Source organism: Streptomyces sp. NRRL B-24484, from assembly GCF_000717715.1.
Lineage (GTDB): Bacteria > Actinomycetota > Actinomycetes > Streptomycetales > Streptomycetaceae > Kitasatospora.
The window spans coordinates 14,501-39,623 of the sequence record NZ_JOAI01000025.1 but is presented as its reverse complement, the minus strand read 5'-3'; the positions used below and the strand labels follow the sequence as shown (position 1 = coordinate 39,623).

18 protein-coding genes and 1 pseudogene are annotated in these 25,123 nt (G+C 76.4%); 5 read left to right on the top strand and 14 right to left on the bottom strand.

From position 1 onward, the window contains the following. Positions 1–54 precede the first annotated feature (54 nt). On the top strand, positions 55–2,511 hold the full coding sequence (locus IE98_RS0122730) for a right-handed parallel beta-helix repeat-containing protein (RefSeq protein ID WP_030271725.1): 2,457 nt from the start codon (positions 55–57) through the stop codon (positions 2,509–2,511). Positions 2,512–2,650: 139 nt separating this feature from the next. Continuing rightward, entirely contained in the window at positions 2,651–3,445 is a 795-nt protein-coding gene (locus IE98_RS0122725) for a DeoR/GlpR family DNA-binding transcription regulator (protein WP_030271723.1), read from the top strand. A 76-nt stretch (positions 3,446–3,521) separates the two neighbouring features. On the opposite strand, the gene IE98_RS0122720 is transcribed toward IE98_RS0122725, so the two are convergent. The 10 genes and pseudogenes from IE98_RS0122720 to IE98_RS0122675 all read right to left on the bottom strand — a co-directional run bounded on the left by IE98_RS0122720 (position 3,522) and on the right by IE98_RS0122675 (position 16,147). After that, positions 3,522–4,778, bottom strand: coding sequence for an enolase C-terminal domain-like protein (locus tag IE98_RS0122720; RefSeq protein WP_030271721.1), 1,257 nt, complete (start codon positions 4,776–4,778; stop codon positions 3,522–3,524). A gap of 116 nt (positions 4,779–4,894) precedes the next feature. Then, positions 4,895–5,827 (bottom strand): 5-dehydro-4-deoxyglucarate dehydratase, encoded by a 933-nt coding sequence (locus IE98_RS0122715; protein WP_030271719.1) that lies wholly within the window; start codon positions 5,825–5,827, stop codon positions 4,895–4,897. 266 nt (positions 5,828–6,093) lie between these two features. Continuing rightward, a pseudogene (locus IE98_RS42880) lies at positions 6,094–7,226 on the bottom strand (endo-1,4-beta-xylanase). 485 nt (positions 7,227–7,711) lie between these two features. Continuing rightward, positions 7,712–8,818, bottom strand: a complete 1,107-nt coding sequence (locus IE98_RS0122705) for a PLP-dependent cysteine synthase family protein (protein ID WP_030271717.1) — start codon at positions 8,816–8,818, stop codon at positions 7,712–7,714. A gap of 274 nt (positions 8,819–9,092) precedes the next feature. Further along, positions 9,093–11,657 carry an ABC transporter permease gene (locus IE98_RS0122700; RefSeq protein WP_030271715.1) on the bottom strand — a complete coding sequence of 855 codons (2,565 nt, stop codon included), beginning with the start codon at positions 11,655–11,657 and terminating at the stop codon, positions 9,093–9,095. Further along, positions 11,654–12,514 (bottom strand): ABC transporter ATP-binding protein, encoded by an 861-nt coding sequence (locus IE98_RS0122695; protein WP_078661213.1) that lies wholly within the window; start codon positions 12,512–12,514, stop codon positions 11,654–11,656. Before IE98_RS0122695 ends, IE98_RS0122700 begins: the two co-directional genes overlap by 4 nt. Next, positions 12,511–12,795 (bottom strand): SHOCT domain-containing protein, encoded by a 285-nt coding sequence (locus tag IE98_RS0122690; protein ID WP_030271710.1) that lies wholly within the window; start codon positions 12,793–12,795, stop codon positions 12,511–12,513. The genes IE98_RS0122695 and IE98_RS0122690 overlap by 4 nt, the downstream gene beginning before the upstream one ends. A gap of 391 nt (positions 12,796–13,186) precedes the next feature. After that, positions 13,187–13,858 carry a response regulator gene (locus IE98_RS0122685; protein WP_030271708.1) on the bottom strand — a complete coding sequence of 224 codons (672 nt, stop codon included), beginning with the start codon at positions 13,856–13,858 and terminating at the stop codon, positions 13,187–13,189. Further along, positions 13,855–15,069, bottom strand: coding sequence for a sensor histidine kinase (locus IE98_RS0122680; protein WP_052390833.1), 1,215 nt, complete (start codon positions 15,067–15,069; stop codon positions 13,855–13,857). Before IE98_RS0122680 ends, IE98_RS0122685 begins: the two co-directional genes overlap by 4 nt. Positions 15,070–15,283: 214 nt before the next feature. Next, a complete protein-coding gene (locus tag IE98_RS0122675; protein WP_030271700.1) occupies positions 15,284–16,147 on the bottom strand; it encodes a PhzF family phenazine biosynthesis protein in 864 nt (287 codons plus the stop codon). Positions 16,148–16,424: 277 nt separating this feature from the next. Between IE98_RS0122675 and IE98_RS0122665 the strand changes: the two genes are divergently transcribed. Then, positions 16,425–16,637, top strand: coding sequence for a hypothetical protein (locus IE98_RS0122665; protein WP_030271699.1), 213 nt, complete (start codon positions 16,425–16,427; stop codon positions 16,635–16,637). Positions 16,638–16,723: 86 nt separating this feature from the next. Here IE98_RS0122665 and IE98_RS0122660 read toward each other — a convergent pair whose 3' ends face one another. Continuing rightward, positions 16,724–17,116 (bottom strand): RidA family protein, encoded by a 393-nt coding sequence (locus IE98_RS0122660; protein WP_030271697.1) that lies wholly within the window; start codon positions 17,114–17,116, stop codon positions 16,724–16,726. Positions 17,117–17,189: 73 nt separating this feature from the next. Between IE98_RS0122660 and IE98_RS0122655 the strand changes: the two genes are divergently transcribed. Continuing rightward, positions 17,190–18,215 carry a LysR family transcriptional regulator gene (locus IE98_RS0122655; protein ID WP_063748988.1) on the top strand — a complete coding sequence of 342 codons (1,026 nt, stop codon included), beginning with the start codon at positions 17,190–17,192 and terminating at the stop codon, positions 18,213–18,215. 133 nt (positions 18,216–18,348) lie between these two features. Here the strand turns inward: IE98_RS0122655 and IE98_RS0122650 are convergent, their stop codons facing one another. Beyond that, positions 18,349–18,768, bottom strand: a complete 420-nt coding sequence (locus IE98_RS0122650; RefSeq protein ID WP_030271693.1) for a VOC family protein — start codon at positions 18,766–18,768, stop codon at positions 18,349–18,351. 160 nt (positions 18,769–18,928) lie between these two features. Continuing rightward, positions 18,929–20,113 carry an ROK family protein gene (locus IE98_RS0122645; RefSeq protein ID WP_043174854.1) on the bottom strand — a complete coding sequence of 395 codons (1,185 nt, stop codon included), beginning with the start codon at positions 20,111–20,113 and terminating at the stop codon, positions 18,929–18,931. A 284-nt stretch (positions 20,114–20,397) separates the two neighbouring features. On the opposite strand from IE98_RS0122645, the gene IE98_RS0122640 reads away from it, so the two are divergent. Beyond that, on the top strand, positions 20,398–21,666 hold the full coding sequence (locus IE98_RS0122640; protein ID WP_063748987.1) for an MFS transporter: 1,269 nt from the start codon (positions 20,398–20,400) through the stop codon (positions 21,664–21,666). 185 nt (positions 21,667–21,851) lie between these two features. On the opposite strand, the gene IE98_RS49320 is transcribed toward IE98_RS0122640, so the two are convergent. Beyond that, the gene (locus IE98_RS49320) at positions 21,852–25,121 is read right to left on the bottom strand and encodes a hypothetical protein (RefSeq protein ID WP_159401025.1); all 3,270 of its coding nucleotides are present in this window, start codon (positions 25,119–25,121) and stop codon (positions 21,852–21,854) included. Positions 25,122–25,123: the final 2 nt, after the last annotated feature.

Here is a 25,123-nt window from a genome sequence, read left to right as displayed (position 1 = left end):
CCGCGGGCGGCCGACCATCGCAGGGCTCCGACGAAGGTGGGGATGACAGACCGCATGGCAGAGCAGAGGGTCCGGGTCACGCAGGACAGCGGGTCCCGCTGGCGGCGCCGCGCCGGCGAGTACGACACGCTCCGGGAGGCCCTGGAGGCCGCGGAACCGGGCGACACCGTGACGGTGCGGCCGGGCGTCTTCCGCGAGGCGGTGCTGCTCGACAAACCGGTCACCGTGCTGGCCGCCGAGGGCCCCGGCAGCGTCCGGATCAGCCCGCCCGCCGGGGTGCCGCTGACCGTCACCGCCGCCGCTACCGTGCAGGACCTGGTCGTCGAGGGCTCCGACCGCTCGCTGCCCGCCGTCCTGGTCACCGCGGACGGCGCCCGCCTCACCGGCTGCCGGATCGACACCCAGGCCTCCGCCGGGGTCGAACTCGGCGACGGCGCCTCCGCCGTGCTCCGCTCCTGCACCGTCGCCAACCCGGCCGGCCTCGGCGTGCGGCTGCGGCCCGGCGCCCGGGCCGGCCTCCAGGAGTGCGAGGTCTCCGCGGCGGGCCAGGCCGGCATCGCGGTGCTGGGCGGTGCCGCCGCCGTGCTGGACCGCTGCAAGGTCCACCACACCGGCGGCGCCGGGCTGCTGCTCACCGGCGCCGGCAGCGGCGCCGAGCTGACCGGCTGCGAGATCTACGAGATCCGCGGCAGCGGCGTGCAGGCCGAGGACGGCGCGGTCGGCCGCCTCACCGACTGCACCGTGCACCGGGTCACCGGCAACGGCCTCACCCTGGACACCGGGGCCGAGCTGGTGCTCGTCGGCTGCCGCATCCACGACCTGCCCGAGAACGCCGCCGACCTGCGCGGCCGCGCCCGGCTGCGGCTGGAACGCTGCACCCTGCACACCTTCGGCCGCGGCGCGCTCTCCGTCTGGGACGCGGGCACCGAGGTCGAGGCCGAGGGCAGCGAGATCCACTCCGCCGGCGGCGACTACCCGGCGCTGTGGGTGAGCGACGGCGCCCGCCTGGCCCTCGCCGACTGCACCCTGCACGACCTCCCCGACGCGCTGTTCGTGCTCGACCGCGACTCCCGGGCGAGCGCCGCCGACTGCTCGTTCAGCCGGATCCGCGCCTCCGCCGTCTCGGTCAGCGGCGGCGCCACCGCCGATCTGACGGACTGCCGGATCCAGGAGGCCGGCACCGGCCTCTGGTTCCGCGACCACGGCAGCGGCGGGCTGCTCACCGGCTGCGAGATCGCCGACGTCGCCACCGGCGTGATCGTGGCCAAGGGCGCCGACCCGGTGCTGCGCGCGTGCACGGTGCGCGGTGCGGGCGACGCCGGGGTGTACGTCTCGGCGCAGGGCCGCGGCACCTTCGAGGACGTCCGGGTCTCGCACGGCCGCGGCTTCGGCTTCCACGTCATCGACGGCTGCCGCACGGTGCTCACCCGCTGCCGGGCCGAGCAGAACGGCCGGGCCGGTTTCGAGTTCTCCGAGGCGGGCCCGGTCACCGAGGGCTGTGTCTCGGACGACGTGCCCCCGCCGCCGCCCGCCCTGCCGGTGCCGCGCACCGCGCTGCCCGCGGGCCCGCCGCCCGTCCCCGCCCCGGCGTACCCGCCGCTGCTCGCGCCGGCGGCCGGGCCCGCCCTGCTGCCCGCGACCACCCGGCTCACCAGTGCGGGCCCCGCCCCGGCCGCCACGGCCGCGATCGCGCCGATCCCCGACTGCCGCCCCGCCGACGAGGCGCTCGCCGAACTGGACGCCCTGGTCGGCCTGGCCACCGTCAAGCAGGAGGTGCGCACCCTGATCGACCTGATCAGCGTCGGCCGGCGCCGCCGCCGGGCCGGGCTGAAGGCGCCCTCGCTCCGCCGGCACCTGGTCTTCACCGGCGCCCCCGGCACCGGCAAGACCACCGTCGCCCGGCTGTACGGCGAGATCCTGGCCTCGCTCGGGGTGCTGCAGCGCGGGCACCTCGTCGAGGTGGCCCGGGTCGACCTGGTCGGCGAGCACATCGGCTCCACCGCGATCCGCACCGCGGCCGCCTTCGACCGGGCCCGAGGCGGGGTGCTCTTCATCGACGAGGCGTACGCCCTGGCACCGGAGGACGGCGGGCGGGACTTCGGCCGGGAGGCGATCGACACCCTGGTGAAGCTGATGGAGGACCACCGGGACGAGGTGGTGGTGATCGTCGCCGGCTACACCGCCGAGATGGAGCGCTTCCTCGTCGCCAACCCCGGCCTGTCCTCGCGGTTCTCCCGGACGGTCACCTTCCCCGACTACAGTGCCGACGAGCTGCTGGAGATCGCCCGCGCCCAGTGCGCCGAGCACGAGTACGCGCTCGCCGAGGAGACCGAGAAGGCGCTGCACGAGCACTTCGCCGGGCTGGAGCGCGGTCCCGGGTTCGGCAACGGCCGGACGGCCCGGCAGGTGTTCGAGACGATGGTGGAGCGGCACGCGATGCGGGTCGCCCAGCTCGCCGACCCGTCCACCGAGGAGCTGCAGTTGCTCGTCCCGGCGGACCTGCCGCGCTGACCGGCCCGGGCGGCCGCGGGCGTTCCCGGAACCCGGAGTCCCGGTGTTCCCGCGGGCTCCTCCGAGTCCCGGTGTTCCCGCGGGCTCCGGCGGCCGGGCCGCGTGCGAGGATGGGCCGGAGCCGACCGGAGGAGGACCCGTGACCGACAACGCCCAGATGCTCGCGGAGCAGCGCCGCGCGCTGATCCTGGACGAGGTGCGGCGGCGCGGCGGGGTCCGGGTCAACGAGCTCACCCGGCAGTTGAACGTCTCCGACATGACGATCCGTCGGGACCTCGACGCGCTGGCCCGCGCCGGTGCGGTGGAGAAGGTGCACGGCGGGGCGGTGCCGGCCGGTCCGGCCCGCACCCACGAGCCGGGCTTCGCGGTGAAGTCGGCGCTGGAGCTGACCGCCAAGGAGCAGATCGCCCGGGCCGCGGCCCGGCTGGTCTCCCCCGGCGCGGCGATCGCCCTTTCCGGTGGCACCACCACCTACGCGCTGGCCCGTGAGCTGACCGGGATCGAGCGGCTGACGGTGGTCACCAACTCCGTCCCGGTGTCGGAGGTCTTCGAGCAGGCGCACCGGGCGGGCGGCCCGGCCGCGACGGTGGTGCTGACCGGCGGGGTGCGGACGCCCTCGGACGCGCTGGTCGGCCCGGTGGCGGACCGGGCGATCCGCTCGCTCCGCTTCGACCTGCTGTTCCTCGGCACCCACGGGGTCTCGCCGGAGGCCGGGCTCTCCACGCCCAACCTGGCGGAGGCGGAGACCAACCGGGCGCTGGTCGCCTCGGCCCGGCGGACGGTGCTGGTGGCCGACCACACCAAGTGGGGCACGGTCGGTCTCTCCACCTTCGCGTCCCTGTCCGAGGTCGGCACCTGGGTGACGGACTCCGGACTGCCGGCGGAGGCGGTGGAGACGGCCCGCGAGCTGATCGACGAGGTCGTCCTCGCCTGAGCCGGCTCCCGGCGGCTCCCGCGGCCCAGGCACGGGTGGCCGCGGCGGCTCCGGGCACGGGTGGCCGCGGCGGTCGTCACCAGCGCGGGATGCGGCGCCGGTACGAGGGGTCGATCCGGCGCAGGTAGCCGGTGTCGTCGCGGGTGCGCAGACCGCAGGCGAGGTACTGCCCGTGCAATCGGGCCAGGGCGTCGCGGTCGAGTTCGACGCCGAGGCCCGGCCCGGTCGGCACCCGGACGGCGCCGTCGGCGAGGGTCAGCACGCCGGGCTCGATCACGTCCTCGGTCCGCCAGGGCCAGTGGGTGTCGCAGGCGTGGGTGAGTTCGGGCGAGGCGGCGGCCAGGTGGGTCATCGCGGCCAGGCTGATGCCGAGGTGCGCGTTGGAGTGCATGGACAGGCCGAGGCCGAAGGTGTCGCAGATCCCGGCGAGCAGCCGGGAGCGGTGCAGGCCGCCCCAGTAGTGGTGGTCGGCGAGCACGATCCGCACCGACCTGCGGGCGACGGCCGGCGGTACGTGCTCGAAGGCGGTGACGCACATGTTGGTGGCGAGCGGGATCGCCGTCCCCTCGGCCACCCGGGCCATGCCGTCCAGCCCCGGGGTCGGGTCCTCCAGGTATTCGAGGACGCCCTCCAGCCGGCCGGCGGTGTCGAGCGCCGTGCCGACCGTCCAGGCGGCGTTGGGGTCGAGCCGCAGCGGCAGCCCGGGGAAGGCCTCGTGCAGGGCGAGGACGGTCTCGACCTCCTCGCGCGGCGGGCGGACCCCGCCCTTGAGCTTCAGTGCGGTGAAGCCGTACGCGTCGACCAGGCGGCGGGCCTGGGCGAGGACCCCGGCCGTGTCCACCGCCTCGCCCCAGCCGTCCGGCGGCCCGCCGGGGTGGCCGGCCCACTTGTGGAAGAGGTAGGCGCTGTACGGGACGGCGTCGCGGACCCGGCCGCCGAGCAGATCGCTGACGGGCCGTCCGGCGGCGCGGCCCTGGACGTCCAGGCAGGCCACCTCCAGCGGGGAGAAGACCCGGTCCACCGTGGAGGCCGCGGTGATCGGCCCGGTCAGGCCGTGCCGATCGGAACCCGTCCGGCCGCCCAGCACGGCGGCGACCCGGGCGCGGATCCGGCCGAGGGCGTGCACCGGCAGGCCGGTCACCGCCGCGGCGGCGGTGCGCAGCCGCTCCAGGTGGCCCTCGTCGGCGGTGGTCTCGCCGAGGCCGGTCAGCCCCTGGTCGGTGGCGACCTCGACCACGGCCCGCAGGGCGTAGGGCTCGTGCACGCCCACGGCGTTGAGCAGCGGCGGCTCGCGGAAGGCGACGGGGGTGACGGTGACCGCGGTGATCCGCAGATCCGGCGGGCCGGGCGGGTGCGGCGGCACGTACGGGGTCGGCCGCACGGACGGGTGCGGCGACTCGGACGGCTTCGGCGGCTCGGACGGGTGCGCGGGGTCGGGCCGGGCGGGGGTCAACGGTCGGTGCTTTCCGGGAGGGTGGCGAGGGTGGCCAGTCCGGCGTCGACGAGGACGCGCAGGCGGTCGAGGTGTTCGGGCGTGGGATCGGTCAGCGGGGGCCGGACGCCGCCCACGGCCCGGCCGCGCTGCCGTACCCCCGCCTTCACCAGGGAGACGGCGTAGCCGGGCACCGCGGCCCGCAGCTCGACCAGGGGCAGGTAGAAGGCCGCCAGCAGCCGGCCGACCAGGGCCTCGTCCCCGGTGGCCAGGGCGCGGTGGAAGGCGAGGGCGATCTCCGGGACGAAGGCGAACGAGGCGGAGGAGTACTCCCGGACGCCGATGCCCCGGTAGGCCGGTGCGGTCGCCTCGGCGGTGGGCAGGCCGTTGAAGAACCGGAACGGCTTCCCGGAGGGACGCAGTTCCGTCTCCACGGCCGTGATCATCCGGGCGAGCAGTTCGAGGTCGCCGCAGCCGTCCTTGATGCCGACCACGTGCGGCAGTCGGGCGATCTCGACGGCGGTGGCGACGTCGAGCCGGGCCGTGTCGCGGTGGTAGGCGATCAGCGGGAGCCCACCGGCCTGGGCGACCTGGCGGGTGTAGGCGACCAGGCCGGACTGCGGCGGCCGGACGAGGTAGGGCGGCATGAGCAGCAGTCCGTCCGCGCCGGCCTCGGCGGCGGACCGGGCGAGGGCGCGGGCGGTGGGCAGGGGTCCGCCGGCCCCGGCGAAGACCGGCAGCCGGCCGGCGGCGACCCGGACGGCCGTCCGGACCAGCACGGCGTGCTCGTCGGGTGCCAGGGCGTGGAACTCGCCGGTGCCGCAGGCGGCGAAGACCGCACCGGGGCCGGCGGCGATGCCGGACTCCAGGTGCTCGGCGTACACCGCGGGGTCGACCTCGCCGTCCGCACCGAACGGGGTCACCGGGAAGAACAGCGGGCCGTCGTACATCGTCGCCTCCTCGTCACCCCCGTGCGTACGGCCGGCGGACCGGCCCGTGCGGCCAGCCTGTCCCCGCGGCCGGTGCGGTGGCGGGCGGCGCGCCGACGGTCACCCGGCAGGCGCAGCAGCGGATCGGCGGGCCCGGGCGGAGCCACCGGACGCGGCGGACGCGGCGTACGGGTGGCAGGCCCGGGGACGCGGGGAGCTGCGCGATCCGGCTCCCCGGTGCTCCAGCGTGCGGACCACCGGGGAGCCGGATTCGCCGTGGGCCCCGGTCAGCGGCGGCCGGCGAGGGCCAGGTCCTGGCGCAGTTCGGTGTAGGCGGGCTTCGGACGGTAGTCCTCGGTCAGCAGGTTGGCCGAGCCCTGGCCGGAGAAGGTGTTCGGGACCCAGGAGTACTTGTCGGTGAAGCCCCACACCGTGAAGTCGGTGCAGTGCGCGGTGAGCAGGCAGCCCTGCAGCAGCACGCCGTACCCCTCGGCCTGTGCCTCGGTCTTGGTGGCGTCGGCGGGCATCACCATCCGGACGTCGGCCTCGGTGATCGCGGTGTCCAGCCCGAGGGCGTCGAAGCGCGCCAGGTTGTCGGCGATGTCGTGCGGGGCGGGGTACTGGACGGCGAGGTGGCCCTGGACGCCGACGCCGTCGATCGGGACGTGCTGCTTCTTCAGGTCGGTGACCAGGGCGAGCAGCGCGGTGCTCTTGGGGTTGACGCCCTCGATGTTGTAGTCGTTGATGTACAGCTCGGCCTTGGGGTCGGCCTCGTGGGCCCAGCGGAAGGCGTCGGCGATGTAGCCCGGCCGAGGGTGCGCAGCCAGAGGGAGTCGCGCAGGGTGCCGTCGTCGTTGAAGGCCTCGTTGACGACGTCCCACTGCCAGATCCGGCCCTTGAAGTGCTTGACCTCGTCGGTGATGTGACGGTGCAGGACGTCGCGGAGCTCGTCCGGGGTGAAGCCGCCGGAGGTGAGCCAGCCGGGCAGCTGGCTGTGCCAGACGAGGGTGTGGCCGCGGACCAGCTGGTGGTTGTCCTGCGCGAAGTCGACGAGGTCGTCGGCGGGGCCCCAGGTGTAGGTGCCGCGGACGGCCTCGACGGACTCCCACTTCATGACGTTCTCCGGCGTGACGGAGCTGAACTCGGTGGTGGCCTTCTCCCGGTACGGGGTGTCGGCGGCCAGGGCGGACATGTCCACCGCCGTACCGATGCGCAGGCCCGCGCGGCGGCCGAGCTCGCCGAGGGTGCCTGCGGCCGGGCCCTTCGCCCGGGAGGCGGCCCGGGCGTCGCCGGCCTGGTCGGCGGCAGGTGGGCTGCCGGCGGGCGGGGTGGCCGCGGTGGCGGTGGGGAGGACGAGCACGGAGACGGCCAGGGCTGCGGCGGTGGCCGCCACGAGGGCGGTGCGGGTCGCACTGATCACGGAAGTCCCTTTCGCGAGATCACATGACGATGGCTCTCGAAACTTTTCGTAGATGGCTACGCAAGTTTCAGGCACGCTAGCGGCCCGAATTTTGGGCGGTCAATCCCCGTGCACGGCAGTATTTCGGGCGGCTGACGCCGGCTCATGCGGATGGAACCCGAGCGAGGAAGCCTCACGCAGACGTGCGCGAGACCGCGGGATCGCCCGGGGTCTGGTCGAAACTCTCGCCCTGGTCTACGATTCTGCCGCCCGGCGGGTCCGCGACTGGCGTCCGGCCGGTGGGCGCTTCGGCCCGGTGTGGGAGTGGCCGCGGCGCGGCTGCGGTGCGAGGGTCACCGCACACGTCGGCCCGGGGAGTACGTGGCGCACTCCCCGGGCCGTCATGGCTATCGCGCGAGGTGGGACGGGTGGCGTGGCGGGCGGAGGAGGCCGCCCGGGGGCCGGGCTGCGGCTCGGCCCGGCGGGACCGGACGGGCCCGGGTGGCTCAGCCCAGGCCGATGGACGTGCCGGCGAGGAACTCCTCCAGCTCGGCGACGTAGGGGGCGATGTCGATGCCGTGCTCGGCGAGCCAGCCGTCGGAGTAGTACTTGTCGAGGTAGCGGTCGCCCGGGTCGCAGATGAGGGTGACGACGCTGCCGGCCTGCCCGGCGGCGCGCATCTCCGCGACGATCCGCAGGGCGCTCCACAGCCCGGTGCCGGTGGAGGCGCCGGCCTTCTTGCCGAGCGCGTCCTCCAGGATGCGGACGGCCGCGATGGACGCGGCGTCGGGCACCTTCATCATCCGGTCGAGGGCGCCCGGGACGAAGCTCGGCTCCATGCGGGGGCGGCCGATGCCCTCGATCCGGGAGCCGCTGGCGCAGGTGGCGCCGGGGTCCTGGTTGACCCAGCCGTCGAAGAAGCAGGAGTTCTCCGGGTCCGCCACGCAGATCCGGGTGTCGTACTGCATGTAGTGCACGTAGCGGGCGATGGTCGCGGAGGTGCCGCCGGTGCCGGCGGTGGCGACGATCCAGGCCGGCTCGGGGTGAGGCTCCAGCTCCAGCTGGGCGAACACCGACTCGGCGATGTTGTTGTTGCCGCGCCAGTCGGTGGCCCGCTCGGCGTACGTGAACTGGTCCATGTAGTGGCCGCCGGTCTCTTCCGCGAGCCGGGTGGACACCTCGTAGACCTCGCAGGGGTCGTCGACGAGGTGACATCGGCCGCCGTGGAACTCGATCAGCTCGATCTTGGCCCGGCTCGTCGTCCGGGACATCACCGCGATGAAGGGCACGCCGATCAGCTTCGCGAAGTAGGCCTCGGAGACGGCGGTCGAGCCGCTGGAGGCCTCGATGACCGGCTTGCCGGGTCTGATCCAGCCGTTGCAGAGGCCGTACAGGAAGAGCGAACGGGCCAGCCGGTGCTTGAGGCTGCCGGTCGGGTGGGTGGACTCGTCCTTCAGGTACAGGTCGATGCCCCACTCCTCGGGGAGGGGGAAGCGCAGCAGGTGGGTGTCGGCGGAACGGTTGGCGTCGGCCTGGACCTTCCGCACCGCCTCCTTCAGCCAGGCCCGGTACTCCGGGTCGGAGCGATCCACGTCCACGGTGTGCAGAGCCATCGCGAGCCTCCTTGTCCTGACGTTGTCCTGACGACGTCACCTCCACCAAGCGTAACAGGCAACTACAATAAGTGACTGTTACGGCATCTCCAGCGAACCCTTATCGGGTGGCAGAGGGGTGAGACCGTGCGCTGTGCCGGACGACCCGCCGGAGGCCGCTGACCTGGGCGGGCGTCCTGCCCGGTGCCCGGCGGGTGGGGCCCGCCGGGTGGCCGGGCGCCCGGGTCGCCGGGCGCCCCGGGCGGACGGCCCGGGGCATCCGGCGGGACGGCGGTCAGTCCGTGGCGATCGCCCGGAGGACGTCCAACCTGGCCGCCCGGCCGGCCGGGCGGAGGCCGGCGACGGCGCCCGCGACCAGACCGGCCAGCAGCACCACCGCGAGCCGTCCGGGCGGCAGGTCGAAGGAGCCCGTACCGGCGCTGTCGGACGCCCGGACGAGCGCCCACCCCAGGAAGGCTCCGAGCCCCAGGCCGCCGACCGTGCCGAAGGCGGCGACGAGCACCGACTCCCAGCGGACCATCGACCGCAGCTGCCCCCTGGTCTGGCCGACCGCGCGCAGCAGGCCGAGCTCACGGGTGCGCTCGTGCACGGCCAGCGTCAGGGTGTTGGCGATGCCGAGCAGGGCGATCAGCACGGCCAGGGCGAGCAGGGCGTAGACCACGGAGAGCATGGTGTCCACACCGCCGGCGGCGCTCGCCGCGTACTCGGCACGGTCCTGCACCTGCGGGTTGCCGTAGGAGTCCGCCACCTTCTGTACGGCGGCCTTGCCGTCGGCGAGGGAGACGCCGGGCCGCAGCGCGACCGCGACCATGGTGCCGCTGTCCTGGACGCGGTGCGGGGCCCAGGCCTGACGGGTCATCAGGTAGTCGCCCGCCACCCCGCCGCCCTCGTACAGGGCCCGGACGGTGAACGGTTCGGTGCCGTCGGTGAAGCCGACGGAGACCGTGGAGCCCAGCTGCCAGCCGCGGGAGGCGGCCTCGCTGCGCGAGACGGCGAGGCCGTCGGTACCGAGGGCGGCGAGACTGCCGTCGACCCGCCCCAGGTCGACCACGCCGGGCAGCCGGGCCGGGTCGGTGATGTCCAGCTCGCGGCCGTGCCCGTCGACCCGGGCGACCCCGCGACCGAGGCCCACCGCCTGCTCGACCTGCGGCAGCTGCCGCACGGCCTCGGCGAGCTTCGGGCTGACCCCGCTGCCGCCGGCCCCGAAGGCGGGTGCGGTGACGGCGAGGTCGCCGGCGAAGGAACGGTCGACGGTGTCGTTCAGGGTGGCCCGGATCGACGCGGCGAACACGGTGAACAGGGTCACCACCGCGACGCCCACCATCAGGGCGGTGGCGGTCGCCGCCGTGCGGGAGGGGTTGCGGGCCGCGTTGCGGCGGGCCAGCGCACCGCTGACACCGCGCAGCCGCGGCAGCGGCGCACCGAGCACGCGGACGGCGAGCGCTGCGGCGACCGGGCCGAGCACCACCGTGCCGGCCAGTGCGCAGACCGCGCCGACGGTGGTGAGCAGCACCGAGGGCCCGCTCGTCGCGCCGCGCACGGTGAGCACGGCACCGCCGGCCAGCAGGGCCGCGCCGAGGACCGCCCGGACCCGGCCGGTGCGGCCGCTCGCCGCCTCGTCCACCGCGCTCTCGCGGAGTGCGGCGAGCGGGGCGGTGCGGCCGGCCCGGACGGCGGGCAGCAGCGCCGAGCCCAGGGTGACCAGGATGCCGACGGCCAACGGCAGCACGACGGAGGTGGTGGCGATCACCATGCCGCCGGTCGGCAGCGAGAAGCCGAGCGCGGAGAAGAGCGCGCTGAGCCCGGCCGCCACCCCGATGCCGCCGACCAGACCGGCCGCGGAGGCGACCACGGCGACCACGGCCGCCTCGGCGAGGGTCGAGCCGAGGACCTGTCGCCGGTGCGCGCCGAGCGCCCGCAGCAGCGCGTTCTCCCGGGTGCGCTGGGCGACCACGATGGCGAAGGTGTTGTGGATGGTGAAGGTGGCGACCAGCAGTGCGATCCCGGCGAAGACCAGCAGCAGGGTGGTGAACATGGTCAGGAACCGGCCGGAGACGTCCGCGGTGGACTCGGCGGTCGCGGCGTGCCCGGTCAGCGCCTCGACGCCGGTGGGCAGCAACGGCTTGACCCGGTCGACGAGCTGCTGCTGCGTCAGGGTGTCGGAGCGCAGCCGGATCGCGGTGGCCTGGCCCTCGCCCTTGGGCGTGAGGTAGCGCTCGGCGTCGCCGAGGCTCAGCCCGGTGAAGGTCGAGGGACCCATGCCGTCGGCGTCGGCGCCGAAGGTCGCGATGCCGACGACGGTGATCCGCACCGGGTCCGGGGTGCGCAGCACGGTGGTGTCGCCGATCCGGAGGTCGCCGGCCTCGGCCGCGCCGCGGTTGACGACGGCCTCGCCGGGCGCGGCGGGTGCCCGGCCCTCGGCGAGCCGGTAGGGGTTGAGCGTGCCGTCGGTGAGCCAGTTCCCGGCGAGGGTCGGCGGGCCCTTGCCGCCGATCGGCTCGCCGTTCCGGCCGACCAGCTGGCCGGCGCCCTGGACGGACGGCTCGGCCGCGCTCACGCCGGGAACGGTGCGCAGCCGGTCGGCGAGCGATGCGTCGACGGGTGCCCGGACGCCGCCGGGGACGTTCTGTGCGGGCAGCACGTCGGCGCTGCGGACGACGGCGCCGGTGCCCGCGTTGGCGTCGGCGAACAGGGTGTCGAAGTTGGCCCGCAGGGTGTCGCCGAGCACCATCGTGCCGGTCAGGAACGCGACGCCGAGCAGGACGGCGAGGACGGTGCCGACCAGGCGACGCCGGTGGGCGCGGGCGGAGCGGACTCCGATCCGCAGGGCGGTGTTCATCGCCGGTCACTCTCCCGTGGGCCGGTGGCCGCGGTCGGGACGGTGGTCGGGGAACTGGTGGTCTGGTTGCCGGTAGGAGGGACGGTGGTGAGGGTGGTGGCGCGGGTGGCGGCGGCCGGGGTGTCGAAGGCCTTCATCCGGTCGAGGACGAGGTCGGCGGTCGGTGCGTCCATGCTGTCGACCAGTCGGCCGTCGGCCAGGAACAGGGCCCGGTCGGCGTAGCCCGCGGCGGTCGGGTCGTGGGTGACCATGACCACGGCCTGGCCCATGGTGTCGACGGCCTGCCGGAGCAGGCCGAGCACCTCGGCGCCGGAACGGGAGTCCAGGTTGCCGGTCGGCTCGTCCGCGAAGACGACCTGCGGCCGGCCGGCGAGGGCGCGGGCCACGGCCACCCGCTGCTGCTGGCCGCCCGAGAGCTCGGCGGGCCGGTGGTGCAGCCGGTCGCCGAGGCCGACCACGTCGACGAGGGCGTCCACCCATTCCGCGTCGGGTGCCCGCCCGGCGAGGTCGAGCGGCAGGGTGATGTTCTCCCGGACGGTGAGCGTGGGCACCAGGTTGAAGGACTGGAAGACGAACCCGATGCGCTCGCGGCGGAGTTCGGTGAGCCGGCGGTCGTTCAGGGTGCCGAGTTCGGTGCCGCCGATGTGGGCGCTGCCCGCGCTGAGGGTGTCGAGGCCGGCGGCGCAGTGCATCAGCGTGGACTTGCCGGAGCCGGACGGGCCCATGATCGCGGTGAACCGCTCGGCCGGGAATTCGACCGTGACGTGGTCGAGCGCCCGGACCTGGGTGGCGCCGATCCCGTACACCTTCACCGCGTCGGTGACCGCGGCGGCGGGGTGCAGTCGGACGACGGTCACTTCGCACCGCCGGGACGGTCCGTGCGGTCGCTGCGCTCGGTGAGCACGGCCCGCTTGGCGCGGTACTCGTCCTCGTCGATCTCACCGCGGGCGTACCGGTCCCCGAGCGTGGCGAGCGGTCCGCCGCCGTGGTGCCAGCCGCCGGGGCCGTGGCCGCGGCGCCAGACGGTGCGCCGCAGGATCAACACGACGAGGAGGATCACGGCTGCCCAGAAGAACGGGATCAGCAGGATCCACGGACCGGGCCAGTGGCCGTCCGCGTGGGCGAGCAGGGTGTCCATGGTGTCCGTCTCCTCGGTGCAGGTCGGGTGTGGTGACTGCACCGAGCCTCTCGCCGCGGCCCCCTGCCGCGCGTCGTCCCACCAGCGGCTCCCGGGGTACTCCCGCCGTAGTACCGGGACCGGGCGGGCCGCCGCCGCGGACCGCGAGGAGGTGACGGGCCCACGGCCGCCAGACGGCACGGGCGGTGGTCGCGGCAGCCGCCAGGAGGAGGACGGGGACGAGGGTGCGCACCACGGTGCGCAGCAGGGTTCGCATGCGGTGAAGTCTTCTCCGCCGCCGCAGCCGCCACCATCCCCCTGGCATCCGGATCCGACCTGCACCCCACTGCAGTGCCGCCCCTGCAACCAGCACCACCCCCCGGCGCCGGTGCACCGGCCCGACGGCCCGGCGCTAGCCCAGCCAGCCCGGCCGGACGAGGCCGGACTCGTAGGCGAGGACGACCAGTTGGGCGCGGTCGCGGGCGCCGAGCTTCACCATCGCCCGGCTGACGTGGGTCTTGGCGGTGAGCGGGCTGACGACCAGTCGGCGGGCGATGTCCTCGTTGGAGAGGCCGAGGCCGACCAGCGCCAGCACCTCCCGCTCGCGGTCGGTGAGCGCCGCGAGCACGGCCGGACCGCCCTCCGCCGGGGCCTTGGAGCGTGCGGCGAACTCGCCGATCAGCCGCCGGGTCACCCCGGGCGAGAGCAGGGCGTCGCCGGCGGCGGCGACCCGGACGGCGCGCAGCAGTTCGGCCGGTTCGGTGTCCTTGACGAGGAAGCCCGCCGCGCCGGCCCGGAGCGCCTCGAAGACGTACTCGTCGAGTTCGAAGGTGGTGAGGACCACCACCCGGACGCCGTGGAGCGCCGCGTCCTCGCCGATCCTGCGGGTGGCGGCGAGCCCGTCCAGCCGGGGCATCCGGATGTCCATGAGGACGACGTCGGGCCGCAGTTCGGCGGCGAGGGCGACGGCCTGCTCGCCGTCGTCGGCCTCGCCGACCACCTCGAGGTCGGGCTGGGCGTCGAGCAGTGCGCGGAAGCCCGCCCGGACGAGCACCTGGTCGTCCGCGAGCAGCACCCTGATCACCGGGGTTCGCCTCCCGTCGGTTCCTGCGGGCCGCCGCCGCGGAGCGGCAGCCGGGCGAGGACCCGGAACCCGCCGTCGGGCCGCGGCCCCGCCTCCAGGGTGCCGCCGGCCGCGGCGACCCGTTCCCGCATGCCGAGCAGGCCGCTGCCGGAGCCGCCCGGCTCGCCCGCCCCGGCCGGGCCGGGGTCGTCGATCCGGACGACGAGCCCGTCCCCCGACCAGTCGAGCAGGACCTCGGCCCTGCGGGCCGCCGAGTGGCGGATGACGTTGGTCAGGGCCTCCTGGACGATCCGGAAGGCGGTCAGGTCGAGCCCGGGCGGGAGGCTGCGGGGTCGGCCGCGGCCCTGCACCGTGACCGCGAGCCCGGCCTGTCCGGCCTGCTCGGCGAGCTCGTCGAGCCGGTCCAGGCCCGGGGCGGGGCTGCGCGGTGCGGTGGCGTCCGGGCCGCGGAGCGTGCCCAACACCTGCCGCACCTCGCCCAGGGCCTCCTTGCTTGCGGCCTTGATCGTGGTGAGTGCCGTCCTGGCCTGTTCGGGCCGGGTGTCGAGGAGTTCGAGGGCGACACCGGCCTGCACGTGGATCAGCGAGATGCTGTGGGCCAGGATGTCGTGCAGTTCGCGGGCCATCCGCAGCCGTTCCTCGTCGATCCGGCGCCGCTGGGCCTGCTCGGCGGCGGCCCGGACGGCCTCCATCCGCTCGGCGCGGAACCGCAGGATCTCGGCGACGGCCATCACCAGGAGCAGCCAGGCGGCGATGCCGAGCTCCTGCCAGCCGTTGGGCTGTGCCGCCGGGCCGCGCAGCCAGTCCTGCGGGACCGCGAAGGAGATCAGCAGGTGGGCGGCGTAGAAGGCGCCCGCGCACGCCCACGCGGCCCGGCGGTGGCCGCGCTTCACGGCGGCGCAGAAGGCCACCACCAGACTGAGGAAGACCGGACCGTACGGGTAGCCGGCCAGCAGGTAGGCCACCGTGACGACGGTCGTGCCGACCACCACGGCGACCGGCCGGCGCTGCCGGAGGACGAGCATCGCCGGTCCGAGCAGGAGCAGCAGGTAGCCGAGGGCGTCCAGCGGGAGGCGTCCGCCCTGGTGGCGGGCGGCGGCGCCCGTCCCGGCCAGCTGCGCGACCGCGACCAGCACCGAGGAGGCGACCGGCCAGCCCGCCTTCGAGGCGCGGACCCACGGCGGCTGCCAGGGCGGCGGTTCGTCGGTCATGCCGGGAAGGCTAGCCGCCGACCGGCCGCCGGGGCGTCAGCCTGCCGGGGTGGGCGCGCCTACTCCCCCGGGAGTAGACGCGCCCACCCGCACCCGCTGCACGGCGCCGCCTCCGCGGCCCCGGGTCGGGACTGCGGACAGCTGCAGCACCCGGACGGTCCTCCGCGCCGAGCCCGGCCGGTCCTCAACGTCGGGCACCGGACGACGGCGCCCGTCAGCCCTGCGGCTCGGGGATGCGGACGGCGGCGCCGCTCACCCGCACCCGCCGCTCCCCCTCCCGCAGCTCGACGCGGAGCACGCCGGGACGGCCCATGTCCTCGCCCTGGTGGAGGGTGAGCACGGCCTGCCCGAGGCCCTCCAGCTCGCTCAGGTAGGCGCCGAAGGCGGCCGCGGCGGCGCCGGTGGCCGGGTCCTCGACCACGCCGCCGACCGGGAAGGGGTCGCGGACGTGGAAGACCGTGTCGGAGACCCGGTGGACCAGCTGCACGGTGGTCAGGTCGAGCCGCGTCATCAGCCGGGCCAGCCGGTCGAAGTCGTAGGCGAGGTCGGCGAGCCGCTTGCGGGTGGCGGCGGCCAGCACCAGGTGGCGGGCGCCCGCGTAGGCGATCCGCGGCGGCAGCGTCTCGTCCAGGTCGTCGGCGCTCCAGCCGAGGGCGGCCAGCGCCTCGGCGACGTCCGCGTCGGAGGCCGCTTCGACGGCGGGCTCGACGCTGGTCAGGGTGGCCACCGGCCGGCCCTCCGGGTCGACGGTGACCTCGACCGGCACCGGGCCGGCCTTGGTCTCGAACAGCAGCTCGCCGGGGCCGATCCGCTCGGCGAGGGCGACGGCCGAGGCGATCGTGGCGTGGCCGCAGAACGGCACCTCGGCGAGCGGGCTGAAGTACCGGACCTCGAAGGTCCGCGCCCCGCGGGCGGTGAGGAAGGCCGTCTCGGAGTAGCCGAGCTCGGCGGCCACGGCCAGCTGCGTGGCGTCGTCCAGCCCGGCGGCGTCGGGCACCACTCCGGCCGGGTTGCCTCCGGCCGGGTCGGCGGTGAAGGCGGCGTAGCGCAGGACCTCGGTACCGGGTGGAAGCGTCATGCCCGGCAGAACGTGCCGGGTCCTCCGGTGATTCCCGCCGGACCGGGGCCGGCCCCTCCGGAAGCCGTCGCCCACGGCCGCACCCGGACCCGGACGGCCCGCACCACCGCCCGCACCACCGCCCGCACCTCGGCCCGCACCTCGGCCCGACGACGGGTCACCGGGATGTAACCTCCGGTCCCCGATCCGCCATGAGAGCGAGACCCGCCTGCAAACCTGCTGTCATGACGGGCCGTCATCCTTGAGGTCAGAGGTAATCAGCCGAAAGGAACTCAGAATGAGCGACTACTCCGTACTCGTTGCCGCCCTCGTCGAGCTGTCCGGCGAGCGTGATCTCGGCATCGGCGCCCCCGTCGCGGTGCGCGGCCACGAGGCCGACCGGCTCGCCAGCCTGGCCCGGGGCAGCAGTGAACCGCCCGCCGACCGGCCGGCCCCGCTGCTGCGACTGCTGCGCCGCCGCACCACCGGCCGCCTCGGCTTCTCGGTGTGAGCCGCCGCGTCCGCGAGCCGTCGCAACGGCCACGGAGCCCCGCGGACGGTGGTCCACGAGCGGCGGTCCCGACGGCCCGTCACCGGTCATCCGGTGGCGGGCCGTCGTGCGTCCACCTCGATCTCGATCCTCATCCGGGGGTCGGCGAGGCCGCAGACCATCATCGTGGCGGCCGGGCGGACGTCGCCGAACGCGCGGCGCAGCACCGGCCAGCACGGTTCGAAGTCCTCGCGCCCGGGCAGCAGGTAGCGCACCCTGACCACGTCGGCGAGGGTGCAGCCGGCCTCGGCCAGGGCGGCGGTGATGTTGCGCAGGCACTGCTCGGCCTGGGCCACCACGTCCTCGGAGATGGTCATGGCGGTGTAGTCGAAGCCGGTCGTGCCGGAGACGTGCACCCGGTCACCGTCCACCACCGCCCGGGCGTACCCGATCCGTTCCTCGAATTGCGATCCGCTGAGGATCGTCCGGCGTTCTCCCATGGCCGGGACGGTAGGCGCAGCCGCCGCGATACGTCCAATACCGGACAGGCCGCGTTGTGATATGCCGAGGGATATGGAGGACCGTCCCGAACTCGCCCTGCACCAGCTGCACGCCTTCGCCGTGCTGGCCGAGGAACTGCACTTCGGCCGGGCCGCGGAGCGGCTGGGCGTGGCGCAGCCGCCGCTGAGCCAGCAGATCCGCCGCCTGGAGGAGCGGGTCGGCCATCCGCTGTTCGAACGGCGGCCGGGACGGGTGTCGCTGACCGCGGCGGGTGAGGAGCTGCTGCCCGCTGCGCGCCGGGCGCTCGGCGAGGTCGCGGCGGGGCTGGCGGCGGCCCGCCGGGTCGCGACGGGCGAGACGGGCCGGCTGCGGATCGGTTTCGCCGCCTCGCTGGCGCCGACGGTCCTGCCGGACCTGCTGCGGACCTTCCGCGAACACCGGCCGGGGGTGGAGTTGGACATCCGTGAGATGACGACGGCGCCGCAGGTCGCGGCGCTGCACGGGCACGCCCTCGACGTGGGGCTGATGCGCGAGCCCCCGGAGGACCCGGAGTTGGTGGTGGAGCCGCTCTGGTCGGAGGGGTTCGTCGCCGTCCTGCCGGCCGGACACCGGCTGGCGGGCCTGCGAGCCGTGCCGGTGGCCGAGCTGGCGGAGGAGCCGTTCGTCCTGCTGCCGCGGGACTGCGGGCCGACGGTGCACGACCGGATCGTCGGGGTGTGCCGGGAGGCCGGGTTCGAACCGCGGGTCGCCCAGCGGGCGGTGGAGTGGCAGACGGTCGCGGCCCTGGTCGGCGCGGGGCTGGGGGTGTCCCTCGCGCCGGCGGGCGTGCGCCGGGTGCGGATGCGCGGCGTCGCCTACCGGGCGATCACCCCCGACCGTGCCCGCACCGTCGTCGGGCTGGTCCGCCGGCGCGACGACCGCAACCCGCTGGTCGCCCGCTTCGCCGCCGAGGCCCGGTCGCTCGTCGGGGGCACCACGCGATCACGGCCGGCCGGCGCACCTCACGACTGGGACGTCTCTTCGAAGGCGACGGATACCACCCGGGGGCGCGGGGAACTGCGCGATTCGGACGCGGGCCACCGTGCGGACCAGGGGTGAGCCGGATCGGTCAGGAGCACCGATCCCGGACGGCGCAGCTCTCCCCCGGCCTTCGGCCGGGAGGTGCCCCCGCGCACCCCTGCCGAGTGCCCATGGCAGCCAACCCCTGACGCCGCACCCGCAGCGGCCGGCCTCACCCGTAGGAGCGGGCTTCCAGGACGTTGCCGTCCGGGTCGGCGAAGTAGTACGTCCGCGGGGCGATGCCGCGGGCCCCGAACGAGTCCTGCGCGTACGGGGTCACCGGGTGCCCGCCCGCCTCCAGCCGGGACCGCAGCGCCCCGAACTCCTCCTCCGAGGTGGACAGGCAGACGTGGTTGAGCCGGTTGCCCGCGCTGCCCTCGGCGCCGGGCGCGGCGTTCAGCTGCGGGGCGGCCGTGAGCGGCACCAGGTCGATCAGCGTCCGCTCGGTCACCCGCACGCTGACGAACGGTGCGAGGCCCTTCTCGAACTCGGCCAGCCGCACCGGCTCCAGGCCCACCACGTCGCGGTAGAACGCGGCCGACCGCACCGGATCGGCCACCCACAGCACCACGTGGTCCAGTTCGTACGGCATCGGCTCGCCACCCCTTCGTCCCACCCGTGCACGGCCCTCCCATCGTGCCACCGCCCGCCTCGGCCGTGCCGCCGTTCCGCACGGCGGAGCGCCGGACCCGGGGGAATCACCCACCGACCCGGGGGACCGTCGGGCCGGGGCTCCGGCGACCGGGGCCCTGTCAGCCGCGGCCGGCGTAGACCGCCTGCGGGTCGTGGAGGTAGGGCTGCCAGGCGAGTTCGGCGGCGCCGGCGAGGCCCGCGTGGTCGACCTGTGCGGGAACGATCGGGACGCGTCCGCTGCGACCCCACAGGCAGCGGTCGGCGACCACCGCGGCGAGCCGTTCGGGTGCCGCGGCAAGCAGGTCGAGGTGGAGGCCGCTGAGCACGATCCGGTCCGGGTTGAGGATGTTGACCAGCCCGGCGAGGCCGAGTCCGAGGCGGTCGACGACGTGGGCGACGGCGTCCGCGGCGCCGGGGTCGTCGGCGGCCGAGCGGGCGAGCCGGCGGGCCTGGTCGAGGATCGGGCCGCCGGGGTCGGGGGTGCGGCCGGCGGCGACGAACAGCGCCTCCGGGTCGGTCTCCGCGTTGAGGCAGCCGCGGTTGCCGCAGACGCACGGCCGCCCCTGCGGGTCGACGGTCAGGTGGCCGACCTCCAGGGCGAGCCCGGCACTGCCGGTGTGCAGCCGGCCGTCGATCACCAGGGCGCCGCCGACGCCGCGGTGGCCGGAGGTGACCAGCAGCAGGTGGCGGGCGTCGCGGCCGGCGCCGTGGCGGTGCTCGGCGAGGGCGGCGAGGTTGGCGTCGTTGGCGACGGCGGCGGGCAGTGGGCTGCGGGCGCGCGGGCCGAAGTCGGCGCGCTGCACCTCCTGGGCGAACAGGTCGGCCACCGGGGTGCCGCTGGGCCAGGCGAAGTGGAGGGCGGCGAGCGCGGTGCCGTCGGGTTCGGTGACCGGGTTCGGCAGGGCGAGGCCGGCGCCCAGGCAGCGGCGGGTGGTGGCGCGGGCGAGTTCGGCACCGGCCTCGGCGACGGCACGCAGCATCCGTACCGGGTCGGTGGCGTCCGGCAGCGGCAGGTAGCGGACCTCCTCCAGGCGGCCGCCGAGGCCCGCGAGCGCCACGCTCAGGCTGTCCGCGTGGATCTGCGTCGCCACGACGACCGGCCCGGCCGGGTTGACGGCGAGGCGGTGCGAGGGGCGGCCGCGGCCGCCGCCGGCCGGCCGGGAGTCGACGGTGATCAGCCCGAGCGCCTCCAGTTCGCCGGTGACCGCGCCCGCGGTGGCCCGGGTGACGTCGAGGGCGCCGGTGAGCGCGGACCGGGTCGGCGCCCGACCGGTGTGGACGAGTTCGAGCGCGGGGCCCAGCAGGCTGCGGCCGCGGTCCGGCGCCGGGCGGCGGTGCTCGGCGGCACCGCGACCCTCTGCGGCTGCGGCACCGCGCCCCCCGGCGACGGCAGCGCTGCGTCCTGCGGCGACCGCGGGGCCGCGTCCTTCGTCGGACGCCGGGCCGCGCGTTCCGGATACGGCTCCGTGTCGCCCGTGGACGTCTTCCGGGGGACGGGGGGCACTGGCGTCCGGCGCGGGTCCGCGCTGCGGCTCGGTCGGCGGCTGGGCACTTGTGGGTGAGGTCGGCACTCCTCTATTCTGACTTTGTGCCGCTACTGAACAAAACAGAAGCCCGGTCCTCCGCCGCCGACACCGTCACCGATCCCTCCGCCGGCCCCCGAGCCGCCGCCACCGTGACCCGTGCCCCGCGCACCTGGTCCGCCGCCCGGCTCGCCCTCACCGCCTTCTTCGCGGTGGACGGCTTCCTGTTCGCCGCCTGGGTGGTGCGCATCCCTGACGTGCGCGCCCAGGTGCACGCCTCGCACAGCGCACTCGGCCTCGCCCTGCTCTGCATCTCGGCCGGCGCGGTCGCCACCATGGCCCTGGTCGGCCGGCTCTGCCTGCGGTACGGCAGCCGCCGCGTCACCGTCGGCTCGGTCGCCCTGCTGAGCCTCGCCGTGCCGCTGCCGGCGCACACCCACTCGGTGGCCGCGCTCGGCGCCGTCCTGCTGCTCTTCGGTGCCGGGTACGGTGCCGCCAACGTCAGCATGAACAGCGCCGCCGTCGACCTGGTCGCCCGGCTCCGGCGTCCCGTGATGCCGAGCTTCCACGCCGGGTACAGCCTGGGAGGCCTGCTCGGCGCCGCGGTCGGCGGGCTGCTCGCGGGCACCCTCAGCACGGCCTGGGCGCTCGCCCTCGGCGGCGTGCTCGGCCTGCTCGTCACCGCGGCCGCCGGTGCGGTCCTGCTGCGCGACCCGGACGGCGACGGGCCCGCCCCCGCCGCCTCCCCCGCGGCCGGGACTCCCCGGACGGCGGCGGCGCCCCGGCACGCGCGCCTGCTGGTCGTCCTGCTCGGCCTCACCGCCCTGTGCACCGCCTACGGCGAGGGCGCCCTCGCGGACTGGGCGACCCTGCACCTGACCGACGACGTCCACGCGGGCGCCGGCCTGGCCGCCGCCGGCTACGCCGCCTTCGCCTTCGCGATGACCGCGGGGCGGGTCAGCGGCACCTGGCTGTCCATCAGGCTCGGCGCGACCAGGGTGATGCTGTTCGGCGGCCTGACCGCGGCCGTCGGCATGCTGATCGCGGCACTCGTCCCGTCGGTGCCCGCGGCCCTCGGCGGCTTCGTCCTGGTCGGCATCGGCCTGGCGAACATCTTCCCGCTGGCCATCGGCCGGGCCGGCGCCACGGGCGGCCCGCAGGGCGTGGCCACCGCCTCCGCCCTCGGCTACGCGGGCATGCTGATCGGCCCGCCGGTCATCGGCTTCCTGGCCGACGCCGTCGGCCTGCCGTTCGCCCTGACCAGTGTCGCCGCGGCGGCCGCCCTGGCCGGCCTGCTCGCCGTGACCGTCGGCCGCCCGCAGCGCACCGCCTGACCGCGCCGAACCACCGCCCGACCACGCCCGACCGCACCCACCGCTCCACCCGGCACACCCCGAAGGGCCGGCCCTCCCACCCCGGGAGGGCCGGCCCTTCGCCGCACGCGCGCTGCGAGCGGGGTACTCCCCCCGCCCGCGAACCGGCCGACCGGCCCCGGCCTCCCCGGGGACGCCACCCGCCGTCAGTCGGCGGCGAGCAGGGCCTCCTCGGCGACGTCCGGGTCGGGGTGCTGCTGCCAGGGGGCGAGCGCCGCCGGGAGGCCCGCGGAGTCCGTCCATTCGTGGTGGGCGGTCAACAGGCGGACGCCGAGCAACCCGGCCGCCGTGCCGCCGTCGGCGCGCAGCCGCTCGACGACCTGGTGCAGCAGCGCGGGGTCCGGTCGGAGTGCACCGGGGAAGGCCGGTTCCGGGAGCCGGTGCGGCCGGTCCCGGGTGAGGTCGAGCAGGGCGTCCCAGCGGTCCGGCGCCACGTCCCCGGCGAGGAGGGCGCCGAGGGCCGCGCCGAGGGCGGCCGCGGCGGCACGGCCGGGCAGGCCGGCGGCCAGCAGGGCCGGGACGAGCGGGTCGAACAGCACCGGCGCCACCGCGACGGCGGAATGCTGGCCGGCCAGGTCGGCGAGGCGGTGGCGCTGCCGCGGGTCGTGCCGGGCCTCGGCGGCCAGCCGTTCGACCAGGTGCGGCCACCAGGTGGCGACGGCGGGGTCGGTCGCCCGCCCGGCGAAGAGCGCGACGGCGGAGCGCCGGACCTCCTCCGGTTCGTCGGGGCGCCGCAGCCGCCCGACGACGGCCCGGGCGGTGTCCTCGTCGAGCGGCCCGCGCGTCCGGCGGACGGTGAGCGCGTGCACCGCTGCGGTGGCGCCGCCGTCCCGGATCGCGGTGAGCAGCAGCCCGTCGAAGGGTGCCCGGCAGCCGTCCGGGAGCCGCAGGTGCGGGATGCCGAGGACGGCCTCGCGGACCGCCGCCTCGTCGAGGGCGGCGGCCAGGCGCGGCGCGACGCCGGGGCGGTCGAGGTGGCGGGTGAGACCGGCCGCGAGGACGGCCCGGACGTCCCGGTGCAGGCCGGGGACGTCCCAGACGCGCAGGGCGAGGTCGGCGGCGGGCCGGTCGGGGAGGTCGGCGAGTGCGCGGGCGAGCTCCTTGCCGACGCCGACGGCGAGCCCCGGCCGGGTCAGCAGGTCCGTCAGCAGCCCGGTCCCGTCGGCCTCGGGGAGCCGCCCGAGCAGGCGGCGGACGCCCTGGACGGCGGCCCGGCCGCGGACGCCCCCGCCGAGGTGGGTGAGCAGGACGGGCAGTGCGGCCGACGGTTCGGCGCGGTCGGCCAGCCGGAGCAGGGCGGCGGCCGCGACCGGCTGCGGGGCGCGCTCGGCGAGGTCGGCGAGCCGGTCGGGGTCGGTGAGGACGGCGGCGGCCGCGGCCCGGACGGCGAGCGGTGCGCCCTCGTCGGCGGCGACCGGGCCGACCAGCGCGGTGTGTGCGGCCCGGACCCGCCGGTCGGCGCCGGCGGGCAGCACCGGCAGCCAGCGGCCGTCGCCGTCACCGTCGCCGAACCGTCCTCCGGGGTGCGTCCGGCCGGCGGCGAGGACGCCGGGCAGCAGGTCGGTACGTCGCCGGGCGAGGACGGCGAACACCTCGTCCACCCGGGCCCAGCCGGGGTCGGCCGCCACCAGGGCGGCGCAGCGCCGCTCGCGGACGCCGGGGGCGGCGGGGGCGGCGGGGGCGGCGGGGGCGGCGGGGGCGCGCAGCCAGAGCCGGGCGGCGCGGGCGAGCAGCGCGGGCGGGTGGTCGCCGGTCACCAGCCGTTCCAGCAGGGCGTCGACGGCGGTGAGCGGCGGGAGCAGTTCGGCGGCGGTGAGCAGGCGTTCGGGGCGTTCGAAGCCGGGGGTGCGGAGCAGTCGGCTCCAGACGGCGTCGGCCCGGGCCGGGGAGAGGCCGAGCGGGTCGGCGGGTGCCGTCCAGCGGGGGTGTTCGCGCAGGTGGACGGCGAGGACGAGCAGGACGGCGGCGCGGTCGGTGTCGCCGTCGGCGCCGGCCCGGCGCAGGGTGCGGCGGAGCCAGGTGTCGGCGGCGCTCAGGCATCCGACGGTGGTGTCCCGGGCCTGGGCGGTGGTGAGGACGGCGTCCCGCAGGACCTGTTCGGGGACGGCGGCCAGCAGGTGTTCGGGGGTGCGGGCGGCTTCGGCGAGCACCGCTGCGCGCGCCTCGGGGTGGTCGTGCCAGGCGCGTTCGATGCTACGCAGGACGCGGCCCCAGGTCGGCGCGTCCTGCTGGGCCGCGGCGCGCAGCAGGCCGGTGCGGCCCGTCATCCGGGTGGTGTGCCGGTGGTGGCCGGCCAGGGCGGTGAGGCCTTCCTCGGCCCGGTCGAAGGGCAGCAGCGCGAGCAGGCCGGCCTGCACGTACGGGCTGTCGGCGGTGCGCGCCAGGGCGGGGGCGAGGAGGTCGGCCCGCTCGGGCGCGTCGAGGCTGAGCAGGGTGGTGACGTCGGGGCGCCGGGTGTTCGGCCGGGCGGCGAGGCGTTCACGGGCGACCCGGAGACGGGTGTCGGGGTCGAGCAGGCGCAGGTAGGGCTCGGGGCCCCAGGCCTCCGCGTGGAACAGCGCCCGGGCGGGCCGGGGACGGCAGGTGTCGGCGAGGATGCGCAGGTCCTCGGGGGGCAGGGCGCGGGCGGCCCGTTCGGCCGCGGCGGGCAGCGGGCCGGCCGGCGTCCGCAGCCGGGTGACGGCGCCGGAGCGGATCGCGGCGAGCACCGGGCCGGGCCGGTCGAGCAGCCGGAGTACGGCGTCGGGCGGCAGGACGTCGGGGGCGGTGGTGAGCAGGTGCTCGGCGGCGGCCCGGTCGCGGGCGGCGACGCCGGCGAGGCGTTCGCGCAGCCGCTGCGGGAGCCGCGGGCCGGGCGGGTCGGCCGCGGCCTCCGTGGCGAGCAGGCGGGCGACGGCCCGGGGTGCGGTGCGGGCGAGCGACTGCAGCACGCCGTCGGGCACCGCGAGCAGCGGCAGCCAGTGGTCGACGGCGGCGGGGGTGCAGGCGGGCAGCAGCCGGGCGGCCTCGCGGGCGTCGTGGCGGTCGCGGACCTCCGGGAGCAGCCGTTCGGCGAGGGCGTGCCGCCGGGAGCGGCGCAGCAGCCGGTAGAGGTCGTGCCTCAGTTCGCGGGGTGCGGTGCGGGTGAGCTCGGCGAGGGCCCCGTCGGGGACGGGGAGGCGCCCGGCGGCGGCGAGCGCGCGGTGGGCGAGCAGCGGGTCGGTGAGGGCCGCGGTGACCCGGTCGAGGTCGCGGCGGACGACGGCGAGGAAGAGCGCGGTGTGCCGGTCGTCGTGGTCGCCGGCGTCCAGGGCGGCGTGCAGCCGCAGGTACCGGTCGGTGGTGAGGGCCCGGCCGTGGCCGGCCAGCGCGGCGGCGCGTTCGGGGCGGGGCAGACGGTCGATGTGCGCGGGGATCGGCGGGGCCATCGCGGTCACCG

Coding starts and splice junctions, on each gene's coding strand:
- IE98_RS0122730 (WP_030271725.1), top strand. CDS start 55: ATGGCAGAGCAGAGGGTCCGGGTCACGCAGGACAGCGGGTCCCGCTGG.
- IE98_RS0122715 (WP_030271719.1), bottom strand. CDS start 5,827: ATGTACGACGGCCCGCTGTTCTTCCCGGTGACCCCGTTCGGTGCGGAC.
- IE98_RS0122705 (WP_030271717.1), bottom strand. CDS start 8,818: ATGGCTCTGCACACCGTGGACGTGGATCGCTCCGACCCGGAGTACCGG.
- IE98_RS0122700 (WP_030271715.1), bottom strand. CDS start 11,657: ATGAACACCGCCCTGCGGATCGGAGTCCGCTCCGCCCGCGCCCACCGG.
- IE98_RS0122690 (WP_030271710.1), bottom strand. CDS start 12,795: ATGGACACCCTGCTCGCCCACGCGGACGGCCACTGGCCCGGTCCGTGG.
- IE98_RS0122680 (WP_052390833.1), bottom strand. CDS start 15,069: ATGACCGACGAACCGCCGCCCTGGCAGCCGCCGTGGGTCCGCGCCTCG.
- IE98_RS0122675 (WP_030271700.1), bottom strand. CDS start 16,147: ATGACGCTTCCACCCGGTACCGAGGTCCTGCGCTACGCCGCCTTCACC.
- IE98_RS0122665 (WP_030271699.1), top strand. CDS start 16,425: ATGAGCGACTACTCCGTACTCGTTGCCGCCCTCGTCGAGCTGTCCGGC.
- IE98_RS0122660 (WP_030271697.1), bottom strand. CDS start 17,116: ATGGGAGAACGCCGGACGATCCTCAGCGGATCGCAATTCGAGGAACGG.
- IE98_RS0122655 (WP_063748988.1), top strand. CDS start 17,190: ATGGAGGACCGTCCCGAACTCGCCCTGCACCAGCTGCACGCCTTCGCC.
- IE98_RS0122650 (WP_030271693.1), bottom strand. CDS start 18,768: ATGCCGTACGAACTGGACCACGTGGTGCTGTGGGTGGCCGATCCGGTG.